We start from the raw sequence: 18929 nt of genomic DNA on the forward strand, positions 1-18929 counted from the left end.
ACGGTTCCGGGGCAGCCCCTTCGGATGCTCAGGCGCTCAGCCGCTCGGGAGCGTCCTCACACGTCCTTCGACATGTTCGGGCCCGCGCCGCCTGCCGCCTGCTCGATCGGGGGGACGTCGGGCAGAGCCGACTTCTCCTCGCCGCGGAAGGTGAACTTCTTCTCCTCACCCTCGCCCTCGGTGCCGACGACCACGATGTGACCGGGACGCAGCTCACCGAAGAGGATCTTCTCGGAGAGGATGTCCTCGATCTCGCGCTGGATCGTCCGGCGCAGCGGCCGGGCGCCCATCACGGGGTCGTAGCCCTTCTTCGCCAGGAGCGACTTGGCTTCCGAGCTCAGCTCGATGCCCATGTCGCGGTCCTTCAGGCGCTCGTCCACCTTGGCCAGCATGAGGTCGACGATCTGGATGATGTCTTCCTCGGTGAGCTGGTGGAAGACGACCGTGTCGTCGACACGGTTGAGGAACTCGGGGCGGAAGTGCTGCTTGAGCTCTTCGTTGACCTTGACCTTCATCCGCTCGTAGTTCGTCTTGACGTCGCCCTGGGCGGCGAAGCCCAGGTTGAAGCCCTTGGAGATGTCCCGGGTCCCGAGGTTGGTCGTCATGATGATGACCGTGTTCTTGAAGTCCACGACCCGGCCCTGGGAGTCGGTCAGGCGACCGTCCTCCAGGATCTGGAGCAGGGAATTGAAGATATCGGGGTGGGCCTTCTCGACCTCGTCGAAGAGGACGACGGAGAACGGCTTGCGGCGCACCTTCTCGGTGAGCTGGCCGCCCTCTTCGTAACCGACGTAGCCGGGGGGAGAACCGAAGAGGCGGGAAACCGTGTGCTTCTCGCTGAACTCCGACATGTCGAGGGCGATCAGCGCGTCCTCGTCACCGAAGAGGAATTCGGCGAGCGTCTTGGAGAGCTCGGTCTTACCGACACCGGACGGGCCGGCGAAGATGAACGAGCCACCGGGACGCTTCGGGTCCTTCAGACCGGCTCGCGTACGGCGGATCGCCTGCGAGAGGGCCTTGATGGCGTCCTTCTGGCCGATGACGCGCTTGTGGAGCTCGTCCTCCATGCGCAGCAGCCGGGAGGACTCCTCCTCCGTCAGCTTGAAGACCGGGATGCCGGTCGCGGTGGCGAGGACCTCGGCGATCAGCTCGCCGTCGACCTCGGCCACGACGTCCATGTCGCCGGCCTTCCACTCCTTCTCGCGCTTGGTCTTCGCGGCGAGGAGCTGCTTCTCCTTGTCGCGCAGGGACGCGGCCTTCTCGAAGTCCTGCGAGTCGATCGCGGACTCCTTGTCGCGGCGGACGCCCGCGATCTTCTCGTCGAACTCGCGGAGGTCCGGCGGCGCGGTCATCCGGCGGATGCGCATCCGGGAACCGGCCTCGTCGATCAGGTCGATCGCCTTGTCCGGCAGGAAGCGGTCCGAGATGTACCGGTCGGCCAGCGTCGCGGCCTGGACCAGCGCCTCGTCCGTGATGGAGACGCGGTGGTGGGCCTCGTAGCGGTCGCGCAGACCCTTGAGGATCTCGATGGTGTGCGGCAGCGACGGCTCCGCGACCTGGATGGGCTGGAAGCGGCGCTCGAGAGCGGCGTCCTTCTCCAGGTGCTTGCGGTACTCGTCGAGCGTCGTGGCACCGATGGTCTGCAGCTCGCCGCGGGCGAGCATGGGCTTGAGGATGCTGGCGGCGTCGATCGCGCCCTCGGCGGCACCCGCACCCACCAGGGTGTGGAGCTCATCGATGAACAGGATGATGTCGCCGCGGGTGCGGATCTCCTTGAGCACCTTCTTCAGGCGCTCCTCGAAGTCACCGCGGTAGCGGGAACCGGCGACCAGCGCACCGAGGTCGAGGGTGTAGAGGTGCTTGTCCTTGAGGGTCTCGGGCACCTCGCCCTTGACGATGGCCTGCGCCAGTCCTTCGACGACCGCCGTCTTGCCGACGCCGGGCTCGCCGATGAGAACCGGGTTGTTCTTGGTACGGCGGGACAGCACCTGCATGACCCGCTCGATCTCCTTCTCGCGCCCGATGACCGGGTCGAGCTTGGATTCGCGGGCCGCCTGGGTGAGATTCCGGCCGAACTGGTCGAGCACCAGGGATGTGGAGGGCGTGCCTTCCGCGGGGCCGCCCGCGGTTGCCGCCTCCTTGCCGCCCGAGTAGCCGGAGAGCAGCTGGATGACCTGCTGCCGCACCCGGTTCAGGTCGGCGCCCAGCTTCACGAGGACCTGGGCTGCGACGCCCTCGCCCTCGCGGATCAGGCCGAGCAGGATGTGCTCGGTGCCGATGTAGTTGTGGCCGAGCTGGAGGGCCTCGCGGAGCGACAGCTCCAGGACCTTCTTGGCCCGGGGCGTGAAGGGGATGTGCCCGGACGGGGCCTGCTGGCCCTGGCCGATGATCTCCTCCACCTGCTGGCGGACCGCCTCGAGCGAAATCCCGAGGCTCTCCAGGGCCTTAGCGGCGACACCCTCACCCTCGTGGATAAGGCCCAGGAGGATGTGCTCGGTGCCGATGTAGTTGTGGTTGAGCATCCGGGCTTCTTCCTGAGCCAGGACGACAACCCGCCGCGCGCGGTCGGTGAACCTCTCGAACATCGTTAATCGCTCCTCAGAGCGGTCAGGCAGTAAGGGGTCGGTCCCCTCCCTGTCCTTCCGCAGCTTAGTCCCGCAAGCGGGGACCGCTCATTCCAACTGCCGACACCGTCCTTGGCCTCCTGCCCCGAACGCCGACATCTGCTCCAACCCGATGGTGCGAGACGATGTTCCCGCAGGCCAGGCAGATACCCCTTTCGCCAGTACGCCGATGGCGAACGTGAGACGCCCGGACCAGCGTGTCGCCCCGTCCCACTAGGGATGTCTTACCCGCAATTACAGACGGTCCATGCGGCGCGCGCCCGTTCCCTCCGCTACGGGCGAACATCTTCGCGCTCCCGAATACGTCTCTACGCCCCCATCCCGGACACACTGAGCACTCGGATGCGGACCCTGCGTAACCCCTGGAGTGGCTCGGGCGTTCTTCCGGCATGGCCATCGCCGTCCCGCCTCCCCTGCCGTCGCTCGCCGACGGGCGGGAGGATCACGCCGAGTGTGCGCGCTGGGCGCGGTGGTACGAGCGCGAGCTCGGCTGGGCGACGGAGGGCACCGCACCGGTGCGGTTGCTGACCGGGCTGCGGTTCGACGTCCTGGAGGTGCCCGCGGCCGTCGGCCGTGCGGCGCTGCGGCGGGTGGGCCGCACCGGACCGGTCGCACTGACGGGCGCGCGGATGGGCCTGCTGGTGGCGGCGGGAAGCGCCGAGGAGTTGCCCGGGCTGCTCGACTGGCTGGAGTGGGGCGGGGTCGCCCTCTCACTGACCGCCATCGGCACGGGCGGTCGGATCACTGCGCCGGCACCGCCCGGACGGACGGCGGGCCGGTCGGGGGCCGCCGTATGGCTGCGGCCCCCCGGGCCGCGGCACGAGGGAGAGCCGGAGCTCCCGGCCCTCGTCGGCCTCGGGAGCAGGGGTGGGGGTGCTCCCGATCTCGTACGGATCGTGGACGCGGTGGCCACGGAAAGCCACCGGGCCCGGTTGATGCGTGCCCGAACGGGGCGGTCGACCGATGAGTCGACAGCTCAGCCGTTGGCCTTCTCGTAAGCCTCGCGGATCTCCGCGGGAACACGGCCGCGGTCATTCACATTGTGGCCGTTCTCGCGCGCCCACTTACGGATCTCCGCGGTGTCCTTGTTGCCACCCGTAACGGCGCGGCCCTTGCCACGGCCGGCCGCTGCGCGGCCACCCGTACGCCGGCCACCCTTGGTGTAGGGCTCAAGAAGACCACGGAGCTTGTCAGCGTTGGTCGTGGTGAGGTCAATCTCGTACGTCTTGCCATCGAGCGCGAACGTGACTGTCTCGTCCGCCTCGCCACCGTCGAGGTCATCGACAAGAAGGACCTGAACCTTCTGTGCCACGGGATTTCCTTTCATCGAAAATGCAGTACGCGGAAAGGAAACCGCTTTTCCCCGGAAAACACAAACCCCCGGGAGAGGTTCAGGATCCCGAGAAGACGGGAAACGTGCGCGATTCGGACATAGGGCTACGGCTTCTTGCGACGGTCACAGGTGCAGAAGCATCCGGCTGTTGCCCAAGGTGTTCGGCTTCACTCGTTCGAGACCCAGGAACTCTGCTACACCTTCGTCATAGGAACGCAGCAGCTCGCTGTAGACATCTCCGTCGACCGGAGTCTCTCCGATCTCCACGAAGCCGTGCTTCGCGAAGAAGTCGACTTCGAAGGTGAGACAGAAAACCCGCCGTACGCCCAGCCAACGGGCGGTCTGCAACAACTTGTCCAGTACTTGATGCCCGACTCCCGCACCCCTGATGCTGTGATCGACCGCGAGAGTACGCACTTCGGCGAGGTCTTCCCACATCACGTGCAGTGCACCGCAGCCGACGACCCGGGCGTCCTCGTCGCGTTCCGCGATCCAGAACTCCTGGATGTCCTCGTAAAGCGTCACCGTTGCTTTGTCGAGCAGGATGCCTTCACGTACGTACCCGTCGAGGAGACGGCGGACCGATGCCACATCGCTGGTCCTGGCACGGCGGACGGTGATGGCCACGTTTATAACCGACGGTTCGGTACGGAAATCGGTATGCGGAAGCTCTGAGGACATACGCAGACGCTATCGCCCGGTCTCCGGGCCCGCGTCATCGGCCGGATCTCCGGCCGGTTCTCCCGCCGCTTCTCCGGCCGGTTCATCGGCCGCTTCATCCGCCGCTTCATCGGGCGGGAGCTCGGGGGTGCCGTGCAGATCGGGCAGAACGATCCGCATGGCGTCCTGGAGGGCCTCGCGCTGCTCGGCGGACATCATGCCGAAGAAGGCGACAAGAGCGGCGGCCGGGTTGTCGCTGTGCGACCAGGCTTCGTTCATCAGTGCGGCCGAGTAGGCGGCGCGGGTGGAGACCGCCGTATATCGATATGCGCGGCCGTCGACTTCCCTGCGCACCCAGCCCTTCTGATGGAGATTGTCCATTACCGTCATGACGGTGGTGTAGGCGATGGAGCGTTCCTGCTGAAGGTCCTCAAGGACTTCCCGCACGGTGACCGGACGGTTCCATTGCCAGACCCGCGTCATCACGGCGTCTTCCAGATCTCCCAATTGGCGGGGCACAATGTCACTTTAGTGCCAGATGCCGGGAATGCTCGGCTATTCACGCAGCAAAAAGGCGCACGACTCCTGACGGGTCGTGCGCCCTTCGACATGCTGCGAGGCCCAAAGAGACCTCCGGGAGGATCAGACGCCGTTCGTCCGCGGTGCCTGCTCGGCCGACTCGGCGTGGCCGAGCGCCATGTCCACGGCCGCGTCCTCCTTGGCCTTGTTGGGACCGCCCTGGCTCTTGACGATCGTCACGACGAGGCCGATGAAGAAGGCGGCCATCACCACGGGGGGCACCAGCGCGGATACGTAGTCCATGGCGTCCAGAGTAGCGAGGCCGGTACGGCCTTCCGCGCACCCCCTCCGCGTCGTGGCGCGGCTATCCCGCGGCCCGCTCCTGCGGCGGCGGGACAGGGCGCCGGGGCGGGAAGACCTCCGAGGGCTTCGGTGCCGGACGCTCGGCCGGCGGGACCGGCCGGGGCGGGGCCGCCGGGGTCTTGGGCCGTTCGGGTTCGGCGTCGGCGGCCCGGCCACCGGGCAGCGCGAGGAGCCGGCTGCGGGGTGCGGGGGCGGCAGGTGCGGCGGCGCGTCCGGCGAGGCGGGCCCGTACCGACCGCTCCGCGAGCACCCGGCAGCGCTCCAGGAGCGCCGCGGCCACCGGTCTGTGGCGCAGGGCGCGCAGCGCGGCAAGGTCGTCGGGGCGGGGGTCGTATCCGCCCGCCAGGGCATCCTGGAGAAGCTCCAGATAGCCGCTGACGGAGCCGGGGAGGGCGTTGCGGTAGCGGACGAGGTCGGCGAGGAGGAACGCGCGCAGCCGTCCCGCCTCGCCGACCGCCTCGTCCACCGCGCCCGCAAGCCGCAGGCAGTCCTGGACGTCCTCGTCGGGCAGGGGCGAGGGGTGAAGGGCGATGGCGAGGACGCGTCGGAGCACACGCAGCTCGTCCGCGCTGAACGCCATGCCGCCGCGTGATCCGTAGGGCGTGGGCATGACGCGACAATACGTGCTAAAGGGACAAAATCGGCTTAACTGGCAGTCGGCGGCGCGGCGGCGGCCCCCGCCTCCACCGAACCGTTCCCGCAGGTACGCCGCCCGTATCCGCTACATCCGGGACACGTTCCGCTCGTACACCAGACGCAGACCGATGAGGGTGAGCCAGGGCTCGTGCTCGTCGATGACGGAGGACTCGCCCAACACCATCGGCGCAAGGCCCCCCGTCGCGATGACGGTGACGTCGTCGGGATCGGCCGCCAGTTCCTTCTTCATCCGGGCGACGACACCGTCGACCTGGCCCGCGAAGCCGTAGATGATGCCCGCCTGCATCGCCTCGACGGTGTTCTTGCCGATCACGCTGCGCGGCCTGGCCAGCTCGATCTTGCGGAGCTGGGCGCCCTTGACGCCGAGCGCCTCGACCGAGATCTCGATGCCGGGGGCGATGACACCGCCGGCGTACTCACCGCGGGCGGAGACCGCGTCGAAGGTGGTGGCCGTGCCGAAGTCGACGACAATCGCCGGACCGCCGTACAGGTCGACGGCAGCGACCGCGTTGATGATGCGGTCCGCGCCGACCTCCTTCGGGTTGTCCATCAGGATCGGCACCCCGGTCTTGATGCCCGGCTCGACGAGGACCGCGGGGACGTCGCCGTAGTAGCGGCGGGTCACCTCGCGCAGCTCGTGCAGGACGGCCGGGACCGTGGAGCAGATCGCGATGCCCTCGATGCCGTCGCCCAGCTCCTCGCCGAGCAGCGGGTGCATGCCCATCAGGCCCTGCAGCAGCACCGCGAGCTCGTCCGCGGTGCGGCGGGCGTCGGTGGAGATCCGCCAGTGCTCGACGATCTCCTCACCGTCGAACAGGCCGAGGACGGTGTGGGTGTTGCCGACGTCGATGGTGAGCAGCATCAGACGCCGGCCCCGTCGGTGTCGCGGAAGTCCAGGCCGATGTCGAGGATCGGCGAGGAGTGGGTGAGCGCGCCGACGGCCAGGTAGTCGACGCCCGCCTCGGCGTAGGCGCGCGCGGTGTCGAGGGAGAGCCGGCCGGAGGACTCCAGGACCGCGCGGCCGCCGACCAGGGCGACCGCCTCGGCCGTCTGCAGCGGGGTGAAGTTGTCCAGCAGGATCAGGTCGGCGCCCGCGTCGAGGACCTCACGGACCTGCTGCAGGGTGTCGACCTCGACCTCGATCGCCACGTCCGGGAACTCGTCCCGTACCCGCTTGAAGGCCTCGGCAACACCGCCCGCCGCGATGACGTGGTTGTCCTTGACCAGCGCGGCGTCGGACAGCGACATGCGGTGGTTGACGCCGCCGCCGCAGCGCACCGCGTACTTCTCCATGGCGCGCAGGCCCGGGGTGGTCTTGCGGGTGTCGCGGACCTTGGCCTTCGTGCCTTCGAGCGCATCGGCCCAGGCGCGGGTGGCGGTCGCGATGCCGGAGAGCCTGCAGAGCAGATTGAGTGCGCTGCGCTCGCCGGTGAGCAGGTCGCGGGTGCGGGTGGTGACGGTCAGCAGCTTCTGGCCGGGGGCGACGCGGTCGCCGTCCTCGACATGGCGCTCGACCGCGAACTCGTCCGTGCAGACGATGGACAGGACGGCCTCGGCGACGCGCAGCCCGGCCACGACGCCCGCCTCACGGGCGGTGAAGTCGCCGGTGGCCACGGCGTCCTCGGCGACGGTCGCGACGGTGGTGACGTCGACACCGCCGTCGAGGTCCTCCGCGATGGCGACGTGCGCGACGTCCTCGACCTGAACCGGGTCCAGGCCCGCGTCGGCGAGGAGCTGGGCGAGGTCGGGGTCGAGGCCGCACTCCAGCGGGTCGATCTCGTAGTACTCGTCCCCGCCGCAGCCGCAGCCGTCCCCGCAGCCGCCGGCGGACGGTGCGGGCGCGCCGATCTGGATCAGCGGTACGTCCACGGGTGTGGGGCGCGGATTCTCTTCGGGCGTGCTCACGGTTACGGCTCCTCGGTGACGTCGGCGGGGTGAATCAGGGGTGCTGCTGCTGCGCAGTCTGGCGCCTGCGCCGGGCGTACGGGCCCGAATGCCTCGGTCTCCGTCCGACGGAGGACCGGTTGACGCTCCGCGGTGAGCCGGACGACGAGGTGGCGGCGCCAGTTCTCGTCGTCGCGTTCGGGCCGGTCCTCGCGCCAGTGGCAGCCGCGGGTCTCCTCGCGCAGGCGGGCGGCGGCGACCAGGACCCGCGAGACGAGCAGCAGGTTGGTGGCCTCCCACGCCTCGACGCCGGGCACCGCGACCTTGGGCTCGGCAGCCCCGGCGGCCTCGGCGGCGCTGTTGTGCAGATCCTCCAGCTCATCGGCCGCGGCGGCCAGGCTCTCGGCGGAGCGCAGGACTCCGGCGCCCCTGGTCATGATCCGCTGGATCGTGCCGCGCGCCTCGGGGGCGAGCAGCGGCGAGGGGGCGGGAAGGGGGCCGTTCGTCGCGGCGCCCGCGCGGGGCCGGTCCTCGACGATGTCCGCCGCGATGCGCTCGGCGAAGACGAGACCCTCCAGGAGGGAGTTGGACGCCAGCCGGTTCGCGCCGTGCACACCGGTGCAGGCGACCTCGCCGCAGGCGTACAGACCGGGCACGGTCGTACGTCCCCGCAGGTCGGTGCGGATGCCGCCGGAGGCGTAGTGCGCGGCGGGGGCGACCGGGATCGGCTCGGTGATCGGGTCGATGCCGTGGGCGCGGCAGGCCGCCAGGATCGTGGGGAAGCGCTGTTCCCACATCTCGGCGCCGAAGTGGCGGGCGTCGAGATACATGTGCTCGGTGCCGTGCAGTTGCATCTGGCGGGTGATGGCCTTGGCGACGATGTCGCGCGGGGCGAGCTCGGCCAGTTCGTGCTGCCCGAGCATGAAGCGGGTGCCGGACGCGTCGACGAGATGGGCGCCCTCGCCCCGTACCGCTTCCGATACGAGGGGCTGCTGGCCCTCGGCGTCGGCGCCGAGGAAGAGCACCGTCGGGTGGAACTGGACGAATTCGAAATCGGAGACCTCCGCGCCGGCCCGCAGCGCGAGAGCGACACCGTCGCCCGTGGAGACCGCCGGATTGGTGGTGGCGGAGAAGACCTGGCCCATGCCGCCGGTGGCGAGGACCACCGCGGGGGCTCGGACCGCGCCGACGCCGTCGTGCTGGCCCTCGCCCATGACGTGCAGGGTGACGCCCGCGGTACGGCCTTCGGCGTCCGTCAGCAGATCCAGGACCAGGGCGTTCTCCACGGTGTGGAGGGCTGCGGAGCGGACCGCTTCGACCAGGGCGCGGGAGATCTCGGCGCCCGTGGCGTCCCCGCCCGCGTGCGCGATGCGGCGGCGGTGGTGGCCGCCCTCGCGGGTCAGCGCGATGTCGCCGCCGTCCGTGGTGTCGAAGTGCGCGCCGGTCTCGATCAGCCGGCGCACGGCGTCGGGGCCCTCGGTGACCAGGGTCCGTACCGCCGACTCGTCGCACAGGCCCGCGCCCGCGACCAGGGTGTCGTCCAGGTGCTGCTCAGGGGTGTCGCCCTCGCCGAGGGCCGCCGCGATGCCGCCCTGCGCCCAGCGGGTGGAGCCGTCGTCGAGGCGGGCCTTGGTGACGACGACGGTGGCGAGGCCCGCGGCCGCGCAGCGCAGCGCGGTGGTGAGACCGGCCACGCCGGACCCGACCACCACGACGTCGGCGTCGATGGACCAGCCGGGGGCGGGGGCGGTCAGCCGTATTCCGGTCACGTGGTGGCTCCGAAGGTCAGCGGGATGTTGTCGATGAGGCGGGTCTTGCCGACCTTCGCCGCGATGGCGAGGATCGCGTCACCGGTGGTGCGGTCGTCGGGGATCTCGGTGAAGTCGGCCGGGTCGACGAGCGCCAGGTAGTCCAGGGCGAGCGGCGGCTGCTCGGCGGCCGCGTCGTCCAGGATCAGCTGCGCGGCGGCGCGCACGGCCACGGGTCCGTCGACGGGGCGGGCCAGCGCCACCGCCTGGGTGTCGGCGGCCGCGCGGGTCTCGCCGAGCGCGGTGAGCGCGGCGGCCCTGCCGGTGGTCGCCGCGGTGGTCTGCGCGCGGGCGTGCAGCGCCTGCTGGGCGGCGAGCCGGTCGCGCGCCGCGAACAGGGCCCGGGACAGGGCGAGGGCGGTGTGCCGTTCCTCCGCGTCCAGGAAGCGGTTGCGGCTGGAGAGCGCGAGGCCGTCCGGTTCGCGGACCGTCTCCACGCCGACGATCTCCACGGGGAAGTTCAGATCGCGCACCATGCGGCGGATCAGCGCCAGTTGCTGGGCGTCCTTCTGCCCGAAGAACGCGGTGTCGGGGCGGGTGAGGTGCAGCATCTTGGCGACGACGGTGAGCATCCCGTCGAAGTGCCCGGGGCGAAAGGCCCCTTCGAGCCGCTCGCCCATCGGGCCGGCCGAGATCCTGACCTGCGGTTCGCCGCCGGGGTAGACCTCGTCGACGGAGGGCGCGAAGACCGCGTCCGCCCCGGCGGCGCCCGCCACGGCGAGATCGGCTTCGAGGGTGCGGGGGTAGCGCTCCAGGTCCGCCGCCTCGCCGAACTGCAGCGGGTTGACGAAGACGGTGACGACGACCTGTCCGTCCGGGCCCGCGGCCGCGCGTGCGGTACGGATCAGGGTGGCATGGCCCTCGTGCAGGGCGCCCATGGTCATGACGACGGCCCGCGGCCCCTTGAAGGGGGCGAACGCGGCGAGTTCGGCGCTCGTACGGAGAAGGGGGGCGCCGGGGGCGCCGGGGCGGGGCGTGCCCGGCGTGTGGGGCGCGGCGGCGGAAGGGGCCGTACCGGGCGTGTGGGCGGTGCTGGGCGTGCCGGTCCTGTTGGTCATCGGGGCTCCTGGGTTCCGGTGCCGTCGGCCAGGACGTCGAGCAGGTCCTCGGCCAGCTCCGGCTTGAGCATGCCGTGGGCGAGTGCGCGATCGGCGGTGGCGCGGGCCATCGCGACATAGCCGGCGACCGTCTGCGGAGCGTGTCTGCGCAGCTCGCCGATGTGCGCGGCGACCGTGCCCGCGTCGCCGCGGGCCACGGGGCCTGTCAGGGCGGCGTCGCCGGAGCGCAGGGCGTTGTCGAGCGCGGCGCCGAGGAGGGGGCCGAGCATCCGGTCGGGGGCGGTGACCCCGGCCGTGCGCAACAGCTCCATCGACTGGGCGACCAGGGTGACCAGGTGGTTCGCGCCGAGGGCGAGCGCCGCGTGGTAGAGCGGGCGGGACTCCTCCGCGATCCATTCGGGCTCGCCGCCCATCTCGATGACCAGCGCCTCCGCGGCGAGCCGCAGCTCCTCGGGGGCGGTCACGCCGAACGAACAGCCGGCCAGCCGCTGGACGTCGACGGAGGTGCCGGTGAACGTCATCGCCGGGTGCAGGGCGAGCGGGAGCGCGCCTGCCCGCAGCGCCGGGTCCAGCACCCTCGTCCCGTACCGCCCCGACGTGTGAACGATCAGCTGTCCCGGCCGCACCGCACCGGTCTCGGCGAGGCCCTCGACCAGGCCGGGCAGGGCGTCGTCGGGCACGGTCAGCAGCACCAGCTCTGCGCGCGCGAGGACCTCGGCGGGCGGCACCAGCGGTACGTCGGGGAGCAGGGCGGCCGCCCTGCGCACGGACGCGTCGGAGACGCCCGACACGGCGACGGGCCGGTGCCCTGCGAGCTGCAGGGACGCGGCGAGAGCGGGGCCGACGCGGCCCGCGCCCACGACGCCGACCGTGAGGCGGGCGGGACGGTCCCTCGCATCGAGGGGCTCCTTGGGAACTGTTGCATTCACGCGGCGGTGGCCTTCCGTTCCAGTCCGCGGGGGGTACCGGACGATTTCATTGCATGCTACGCCAGCGTTTCGCCCGGGCTCCTGACTGTCCACAGCCTGTGGGAAAAGTCCGGAGGGGGCACGGGGGAGACCGGTGAACCGTGTGGGCCGGGGCTGCGCTCTGCGTGATGATCGTCCCATGACAGACACAGCAGACACGGACGAGCAGTCGCCATCGGGATCGCCGTCGGAGTCGGAATCGGAATCGAAGTCGGCGCAGCGGCTGCGCAGGCTGAATGCCTGGCGCGCGGCCGAGCGGGCCTTGATCAGGCCGCCCATGGACCTGTCGCTCGGTGAACGGCTGGCCGCACTGGCGGCGGGGGCCGGGACGGTCACCGATCCCGACCGCCCCGCGGACATCTACGGCGACGGCGTCGTCGCCGAGCTGGAGGGGCGGATCGCGGGCCTGCTGGGCACGGAGGCCGCCGCGTTCTTCCCGACCGGGACGATGGCGCAGCAGGTCGCGCTGCGGTGCTGGGCCGGACGGACCGGCAACTCCACGGTGGCGCTGCATCCCCTGGCACACCCCGAGGTGCACGAGCGCGGCGCGCTGGGAGCGGTGAGCGGGCTGCGTACCGTCCATCCGACGTCCGAGCCCCGGCTGCCCACGGCGCAGGAGATCCATGACTTCGCCGAGCCGTTCGGCACGATGATGCTGGAGCTGCCGTTGCGCGATGCCGGTTTCGTCCTGCCGACGTGGGAGGAGCTGGAGGCCGTCGTGGCGGCCGCGCGGGAACGCGATGCAGTGGTGCACTTCGACGGCGCGCGGCTGTGGGAGTGCGCCTCCCACTTCGGGCGGGAGCTGCCGGAGATCGCGGCGCTCGCGGACAGTGTGTACGTCTCGTTCTACAAGACGCTCGGCGGCATTTCCGGGGCCGCGCTGGCCGGTTCCGAGTCGCTGATCGAGGAGGCCCGCACCTGGCGCCACCGGTACGGCGGACAGCTCTTCCAGCAGTTCCCGGCGGCGCTCGCCGCACTGATCGGCCTCGACCAGGAGCTGCCGCAGCTGCCTTCGTACGTGGCACGGGCGAAGGTGGTGGCCGGGGCGCTGGCCGAGGGCTTCTCGGCGGCGGGCGTCGGCTGGTTCCGGGTGCATCCGGATCCGCCGCACACGCACCAGTTCCGGGTGTGGCTGCCGTACGGGGCGGATGCCCTGACGGAGGCGGCGGTGCGGCAGGCGGAGGAGACGGGCGTGGCGCTCTTCCGCGTCTGGCACCCTGCGGCTGCCGGGCCGCCCGGGGTGTCGCTCACCGAGGTCACGGTGGGGCGGGAAGGGCTGGAGTGGACGGCGCAGGATGTACGGGGGGCGGTGGCGGAGTTCCTGAAGCGGGTGGCTTAGCGGGGGCTGCCGAGCGGCCCGGGGCCGACATGTTCACCCCGGGTCCCCGCCCGGACGGTTCCGTAACTGTCGATCATGTGTTGCTGAATGGCGTCCATGACCGCAGTGTGGGCCGGTCCCGCCCGTCCGGCCCGTCGATTGACGACCGCCGTCAAATGGCGCGTGGCCTCCCCCGCACACCCCGCACTATGGAGGGGTGAGCGTGCACATCGACATCGCCGGGCTGGCGCCCGAGCACATCGTCTTCGAGACCTCCCCCCTCGCCGAGCTGGGGCTGGCCCTGCACGCCCTCGCCGAGCCGGGACACCACCCGGGCCTGCACGGCTGGGCGACGGCGACCGCGAGCGCGCTGGAGCCCGACCTCGCGGACCGGCTGCACGAGGCCGACTTCCTGTGGAGCCACACGTTCTCGGACGTCTTCATGCCGTTTGCCGGGGTCCGTGGCGGCAACGGCAGGACGGGCGCGAACCTCGCCGAGGACCTGGACATCCTCGACCGGCTCGACGACGAGCGGTTCGTCTCCGCCGCCCTGGAGTTCACCTGCTCCAGCCACTACGCGATCGGCGCGCCCTCCCCCCTCGACGACGCGACGATGCGCGCCCGCGCTCTGGAGCTGGCGGCGGCGCGCGGTCCCCGGCAGGTGGAGTTCACCCGGCAGCTGCTGGCCGACCCCGTCTCCGTACGCCGCTGGGTACGGCGCCTGTTCGAGGACTGCGACCAGGCGTTCTTCGGCGACACCTGGCGACGCGTGCAGGTCCAGCTGGTCGCCGACGCCCGGCACAAGACGGATCTGCTGCGGCACAAGGGCATCGGCGAGGCGATGGGCGCGGTGTCCCCGGCCCTGTCGCTCGACGAGGCCGGGACCAGGATCAGCGCCGACAAGCTCGCCGAGGGCAGGACCAGCGCCACGGGCCCCGGGCTCACCCTCGTCCCGTCCGCCTTCGGCTGGCCGCACCTGATGGTGCTGCACGCGCCGGGCTGGCGACCGGTGATCCACTACCCGGTGCACCAGCCCGAGCTGCCCTCCCCCGCCTCCGTGGAACTGCTCCAGCTGCGCATGGAGGCGCTGGCCAACCCGATGCGGATGCGCCTGTGCCGCCATCTCGCCCGGTCCGCGCACACGACCGGCGAGCTGGCCGATATGCACGGCATCACGGCGCCCGAGGTCTCCCGGCACCTCGCGGTGCTGAAGAAGGCGAGCCTGGTCACCACCCGGCGGCGCGGCCGGTACGTACTGCACCAGCTGGACCTGACCGTGGTGGCCCGGCTCGGCAGCGACTTCCTGGAAGGCGTTCTGCGCTGAGCGACGGCCGGTTCGGCCGAAGCGGATGTGCCTGATCCCCGTCCGCGTACGCCGCACCCGGTGCCGCAGCGCGCTCTCCCGCTTCAGCCCGCCCCGCCACCGGCCCGGACCATGCCCGTCTCGTACGCGAGGACGACGACCTGCACCCGGTCGCGCAGGCTCAGTTTGGTGAGGATGCGGCCCACATGCGTCTTCACGGTCGCCTCGGAGAGGACCAGGCGCGCCGCGATCTCGCCGTTCGACAGGCCCTGTGCGACCAGCAGCATCACTTCGCGTTCGCGTTCGGTGAGCTTGGCGATGCCCTTGTGCAGCGGTTCGCGGGTGCCGCTCGGCAGCAGCGGGGAGAAGCGGTCGAGCAGCCGGCGCGTGGTGGACGGGGCGACTACGGCGTCACCGCTGTGCACGGAGCGGATAGCGGCGAGCAGTTCGGCGGGCGGTACGTCCTTGAGCATGAAGCCGCTGGCCCCGGCCTTCAGCCCGGAGAAGGCGTACTCGTCGAGGTCGAACGTGGTCAGGATGAGCACCTTGGGCGCGTCCGGCTGCGCGCAGATGCGGCGGGTGGCCTCGACGCCGTCCAGCCTCGGCATCCGTACGTCCATCAGCACCACGTCGACGGAGGTGGAGCGCAGGATCTCGATCGCCTCCGCGCCGTCGCCGGCCTCGGCCACGACCTCCATGTCCGGCTGGGCGGCGAGCACCATCCGGAAGCCGGTGCGCAGCAGCACCTGGTCGTCGACGAGCATCACGCGGATCGCCATGAGGGTCCTTGTCTCCTGTTCCTGTCCAGCAAGGGGGCAGTGGGCTAGTGGGCCGGCTTGAGCGGCAGCAGTGCGCTGATCCGGAACCCGCCGCCGGGCCGCGGCCCGGCGTCCAGCGTGCCGCCGACCATGCCGACCCGCTCGCGCATACCGATCATTCCGTGGCCCGCGCCGTCGGCGCCGCCGTCCTCGTACAGCTCGTGCGCCGCGCCCCGCCCGTCGTCCTCGACCAGCAGCCCGAGCCCGTCGTCGAAGTAGACCAGCCGCACACTGGCCCCTGCGTCCGGGCCGCCGTGCTTGCGGGTGTTGGTCAGGGCCTCCTGCACGATGCGGTACGCGGTCAGCTCGACCCCGCTGGGCAGCGGGCGCGGGGTGCCCTCGATCTTGAAGTCGACGGCCAGTCCGGTCCGCCTGACCTGTTCGATCAGGTCCTCGATCTGCTCGACATCGGGCTGCGGAACGTACTCCCCGCTCTCCTTGACGTCACCGGTCCGCAGCACCCCGAGCAGCCGCCGCATCTCGGCGAGGGCCTGCCGGCCGGTGCTGGAGATGGTCTCCAGGGCCTGCCGGGCCTGGTCGGGGGCCGCGTCCATGACGTACGCCGCGCCGTCGGCCTGCACCACCATCACCGAGACGTTGTGCGCGACGACATCGTGGAGCTCGCGGGCGATACGGGCCCGCTCGGCGGCCACCGCGACCTTCGACTGCGCCTCGCGCTCCCGCTCCAGCCGGGCCGCGCGCTCCTCCAGCTGGCTGAGGTAGGCGCGCCGGGTCCGCATCGAGTCGCCGAGCACCCAGGCGAGTACGAACGGCACGGTCATCACGACGCAGACGAAGACCTGCTGGAGCCAGCTGCCCCGCGGTACGTCCTGCGGCCAGCGCAGCTGGGAGAGACCGGCCGCGCTCAGGCTGCAGACCAGTGCGAGCCGGGACGCCCAGCGCTCCCCGAGAGCGGCCACGGTGAAGACGATCACCAGCAGCGCGAAGTCCGCGACGCCCGGCTTGACCTCGAAGACCAACTGCGCGACGCCCATCGCGATGGCGAGCAGCAGCATCTTCTCCGGCGTGCGTCGGCGCAGCGCGACGACCGTGCACAGGCCGATGGCTATCGGCACGGCGGCGATCCGCTCGGCGGTGCTGCCCGCGAGCGCCACCATGGACAGGCCGGAGAACCCGAGGAGGCAGACAGCCCAGAAGCTGTCGACGCCCGTCGGGTGTCTGCGGATGAAGTCGTAGAGGCGCTGCACGTAACCCAGCGTAGGGAAAGGCGGTAGGTGCACGGGTCAACCGAGGGGCCGATCCGGCTGCAGGGACCGTACTCCCCAAGGTGGAGACTTGGAAACGTGACGGATGAGTGGCATGGGTGGCGGGATGCGGCAGAGACCGCTTTGTACGGGGACGGGGGGTTCTACCGGAGCCCCGAAGGGCCGGCGGGCCACTTCCGCACCTCTGTCCACGCGTCGCCGCTGTTCGCCCGTGCCGTCGCCCGGCTGCTGGTCAGGACGGCGCGGGAGCTGGGCACCGGCTCGGTCGACCTGGTGGATCTGGGGGCGGGGCGGGGCGAACTGCTGACGGGCGTGCTGGCGGCGCTCGCGGCAGTGGGCACCGACGGTCTCGCCGTACGGGCTTACGCCGTGGAGCTCGCCGCCCGCCCGGCCGGTCTGGACCCACGGATCGAATGGTGCGCCGAGCCGCCGAAGGGGACGTACGGTCTGCTGTTCGCCAACGAGTGGCTGGACAACGTCCCGACCGACGTCGCCGAGACCGATGCGGACGGTGTCGACCGCTATGTCCTCGTCCGGGCGCCGGACGGTACGGAGCGGCTCGGCGAGCCGGTGACCGGGGCGGACGCCGAGTGGCTGCGCCGCTGGTGGCCGTCGGCCGGACCGGGCACCCGCGCGGAGATCGGCCGCCCGCGCGACGAGGCCTGGGCGCGGGCGGTGTCCACACTGTCCGGGGGGCTCGCGGTGGCGGTGGACTACGCACACGTACGGGAGGCCCGGCCGCCCTTCGGCACGCTGACCGGCTTCCGGTCCGGCCGCGAGGTGCGGCCGGTGCCGGACGGCAGCTGCGACCTCACCTCGCACGTGGCGCTGGACGCGTGCGCGGCGGCGGTGACGGCGGTGGACGGGACCGCACCACCCGAGCTGCTGACACAGCGCGAGGCCCTGCACCACCTCGGCATCACCGGCGAACGCCCCCCGCTGAGCCTGGCATCGACCGACCCTGCCGGATACGTACGTGCCCTGGCCTCGGCGAGCGAGGCAGCCGAACTCACAGCCCGGAACGGCCTGGGCGACTTCGCCTGGCTACTACAACGAAAACCCCGCCTCCCCTCGGCCGAACCGAGCCCCACCCCGGCCGAACCCAGCCTCACCACGGCAGAACGCAGCCCCTCCGGCGATTGAGGAGCGGGGTCCGGGGCACAGCCCCGGTCGGAACCAGCTCTGTCGGTGCTTGACGCGCGGGGTCCGGGGCACAGCCCCGGGCGCTCAGGGAATACTGGCCGTATGACGGAGACGACAGTCGGCATCGGCGGCGCAGCGGAGAGCACCGACATGGTGCTCAACATCGGCCCCCAGCACCCCTCCACCCACGGCGTGCTCCGTCTGCGCATCGTCCTCGACGGCGAACGCATCCAGCACGCCGAACCGGTCATCGGCTACATGCACCGCGGCGCGGAGAAGCTGTTCGAGGCCCGCGACTACCGGCAGATCGTGATGCTCGCCAACCGCCACGACTGGCTGTCGGCGTTCTCCAACGAGCTGGGCGTCGTGATGGCCGTCGAGCGCATGCTCGGCATGGAGGTCCCGGAGCGTGCGGTCTGGACGCGCACCCTGCTCGCCGAGCTGAACCGGGTCCTGAACCATCTGATGTTCCTCGGCTCGTACCCGCTCGAACTCGGCGGGATCACCCCGGTGTTCTACGCCTTCCGCGAGCGCGAGGAGCTCCAGGCCGTGATGGAGGAGGTCTCCGGCGGCCGGATGCACTACATGTTCAACCGGGTCGGCGGCCTCAAGGAGGACCTCCCCGCGGGCTGGCTCGGCCGTGCCAGGGACGCCATCGCCTCGGTCCGGTCCCGGATGGACGTGTACGACGACCTGGTGCTCGGCAACGAGATCTTCCGGGGCCGCACCCGCGGTGTCGGCGTGCTGTCCGCAGGGACGGTGCACGCCTACGGGGTGTCCGGACCGATCGCCCGCGCCTCGGGAGTCGACTTCGATCTGCGGCGCGACGAGCCGTATCTCGCGTACGGGGAGCTGCAGGACACGCTCAAGGTCGTCACCCGCACCGAGGGCGACTGCCTGGCCCGGTTCGAATGCCTGCTGGACCAGACGCACAACGCGCTGGAGCTGGCGGACGCCTGCCTGGACCGGATGGCCGGCCTGGCGCTTGGCCCGATCAACCAACGGCTGCCCAAGGTGCTGAAGGCCCCCGAGGGCCACACCTACGCCTGGACCGAGAACCCGCTCGGCATCAACGGCTACTACCTGGTGTCCAAGGGCGAGAAGACCCCGTACCGGCTGAAGCTCCGCTCCGCCTCGTACAACAACATCCAGGCACTCACCGAGCTGCTGCCGGGCACACTGGTCGCCGACATGGTGGCGATCCTGGGCTCGCTCTTCTTCGTCGTCGGCGACATCGACAAGTAGAC

Annotated in this window: 18 protein-coding genes; 5 read left to right on the forward strand and 13 right to left on the reverse strand. The window is 71.0% G+C overall.

Annotation, left to right across the window (positions count from 1 at the left end):
• Positions 1-56: 56 nt before the first annotated feature.
• The gene (locus tag OG507_RS17735; protein WP_327368166.1) at positions 57-2585 is read right to left on the reverse strand and encodes an ATP-dependent Clp protease ATP-binding subunit; all 2529 of its coding nucleotides are present in this window, start codon (positions 2583-2585) and stop codon (positions 57-59) included.
• Positions 2586-3013: 428 nt separating this feature from the next.
• On the opposite strand from OG507_RS17735, the gene OG507_RS17740 reads away from it, so the two are divergent.
• Complete coding sequence (locus OG507_RS17740; protein ID WP_327368167.1) at positions 3014-3622, forward strand: SCO3374 family protein; 609 nt, start codon at positions 3014-3016, stop codon at positions 3620-3622.
• Here the strand turns inward: OG507_RS17740 and OG507_RS17745 are convergent.
• The 10 genes from OG507_RS17745 to OG507_RS17790 form a co-directional block, all read right to left on the reverse strand.
• Positions 3601-3936 (reverse strand): histone-like nucleoid-structuring protein Lsr2, encoded by a 336-nt coding sequence (locus OG507_RS17745; RefSeq protein ID WP_327368168.1) that lies wholly within the window; start codon positions 3934-3936, stop codon positions 3601-3603. The genes OG507_RS17740 and OG507_RS17745 overlap by 22 nt on opposite strands.
• A 144-nt stretch (positions 3937-4080) precedes the next feature.
• Positions 4081-4638 carry an amino-acid N-acetyltransferase gene (locus OG507_RS17750; RefSeq protein WP_327368169.1) on the reverse strand — a complete coding sequence of 186 codons (558 nt, stop codon included), beginning with the start codon at positions 4636-4638 and terminating at the stop codon, positions 4081-4083.
• 9 nt (positions 4639-4647) lie between these two features.
• On the reverse strand, positions 4648-5136 hold the full coding sequence (locus tag OG507_RS17755; protein ID WP_327368170.1) for a BlaI/MecI/CopY family transcriptional regulator: 489 nt from the start codon (positions 5134-5136) through the stop codon (positions 4648-4650).
• A 123-nt stretch (positions 5137-5259) separates the two neighbouring features.
• Positions 5260-5439, reverse strand: a complete 180-nt coding sequence (locus OG507_RS17760; protein WP_327368171.1) for a hypothetical protein — start codon at positions 5437-5439, stop codon at positions 5260-5262.
• A 61-nt stretch (positions 5440-5500) separates the two neighbouring features.
• Complete coding sequence (locus OG507_RS17765; protein ID WP_327372013.1) at positions 5501-6079, reverse strand: hypothetical protein; 579 nt, start codon at positions 6077-6079, stop codon at positions 5501-5503.
• 141 nt (positions 6080-6220) lie between these two features.
• Positions 6221-7018, reverse strand: a complete 798-nt coding sequence (locus OG507_RS17770; protein WP_327368172.1) for a type III pantothenate kinase — start codon at positions 7016-7018, stop codon at positions 6221-6223.
• A complete protein-coding gene (gene nadC, locus OG507_RS17775) occupies positions 7018-8061 on the reverse strand; it encodes a carboxylating nicotinate-nucleotide diphosphorylase (protein WP_327368173.1) in 1044 nt (347 codons plus the stop codon). The genes OG507_RS17770 and nadC overlap by 1 nt, the downstream gene beginning before the upstream one ends.
• Before the next feature lie 2 nt (positions 8062-8063).
• Positions 8064-9809 carry an L-aspartate oxidase gene (locus OG507_RS17780; RefSeq protein WP_327368174.1) on the reverse strand — a complete coding sequence of 582 codons (1746 nt, stop codon included), beginning with the start codon at positions 9807-9809 and terminating at the stop codon, positions 8064-8066.
• Positions 9806-10906, reverse strand: a complete 1101-nt coding sequence (panC, locus tag OG507_RS17785; protein ID WP_327368175.1) for a pantoate--beta-alanine ligase — start codon at positions 10904-10906, stop codon at positions 9806-9808. The genes OG507_RS17780 and panC overlap by 4 nt, the downstream gene beginning before the upstream one ends.
• Complete coding sequence (locus OG507_RS17790) at positions 10903-11835, reverse strand: Rossmann-like and DUF2520 domain-containing protein (RefSeq protein WP_327368176.1); 933 nt, start codon at positions 11833-11835, stop codon at positions 10903-10905. The genes panC and OG507_RS17790 overlap by 4 nt, the downstream gene beginning before the upstream one ends.
• 178 nt (positions 11836-12013) lie before the next feature.
• Here OG507_RS17790 and OG507_RS17795 point away from each other — a divergent pair, with 178 nt between their 5' ends.
• Together OG507_RS17795 and OG507_RS17800 are read left to right on the forward strand one after the other, a co-directional pair.
• Positions 12014-13213 carry a threonine aldolase family protein gene (locus tag OG507_RS17795; RefSeq protein ID WP_327368177.1) on the forward strand — a complete coding sequence of 400 codons (1200 nt, stop codon included), beginning with the start codon at positions 12014-12016 and terminating at the stop codon, positions 13211-13213.
• A 202-nt stretch (positions 13214-13415) separates the two neighbouring features.
• Entirely contained in the window at positions 13416-14516 is a 1101-nt protein-coding gene (locus OG507_RS17800; RefSeq protein WP_327372014.1) for a DUF5937 family protein, read from the forward strand.
• 83 nt (positions 14517-14599) lie between these two features.
• Here the strand turns inward: OG507_RS17800 and OG507_RS17805 are convergent, their stop codons facing one another.
• Both OG507_RS17805 and OG507_RS17810 read right to left on the reverse strand, forming a co-directional pair.
• On the reverse strand, positions 14600-15274 hold the full coding sequence (locus OG507_RS17805) for a response regulator transcription factor (RefSeq protein ID WP_327368178.1): 675 nt from the start codon (positions 15272-15274) through the stop codon (positions 14600-14602).
• A gap of 44 nt (positions 15275-15318) precedes the next feature.
• Positions 15319-16521 (reverse strand): sensor histidine kinase, encoded by a 1203-nt coding sequence (locus tag OG507_RS17810; protein WP_327368179.1) that lies wholly within the window; start codon positions 16519-16521, stop codon positions 15319-15321.
• Between the two features lie 96 nt (positions 16522-16617).
• Here OG507_RS17810 and OG507_RS17815 point away from each other — a divergent pair, with 96 nt between their 5' ends.
• Together OG507_RS17815 and OG507_RS17820 are read left to right on the forward strand one after the other, a co-directional pair.
• Positions 16618-17682, forward strand: a complete 1065-nt coding sequence (locus tag OG507_RS17815) for an SAM-dependent methyltransferase (RefSeq protein WP_327368180.1) — start codon at positions 16618-16620, stop codon at positions 17680-17682.
• 102 nt (positions 17683-17784) lie between these two features.
• Positions 17785-18927 (forward strand): NADH-quinone oxidoreductase subunit D, encoded by a 1143-nt coding sequence (locus tag OG507_RS17820; protein WP_327368181.1) that lies wholly within the window; start codon positions 17785-17787, stop codon positions 18925-18927.
• Positions 18928-18929: the final 2 nt, after the last annotated feature.

The sequence above is a fragment of the Streptomyces sp. NBC_01217 genome, assembly GCF_035994185.1.
In the GTDB taxonomy this organism is placed as follows: domain Bacteria; phylum Actinomycetota; class Actinomycetes; order Streptomycetales; family Streptomycetaceae; genus Streptomyces.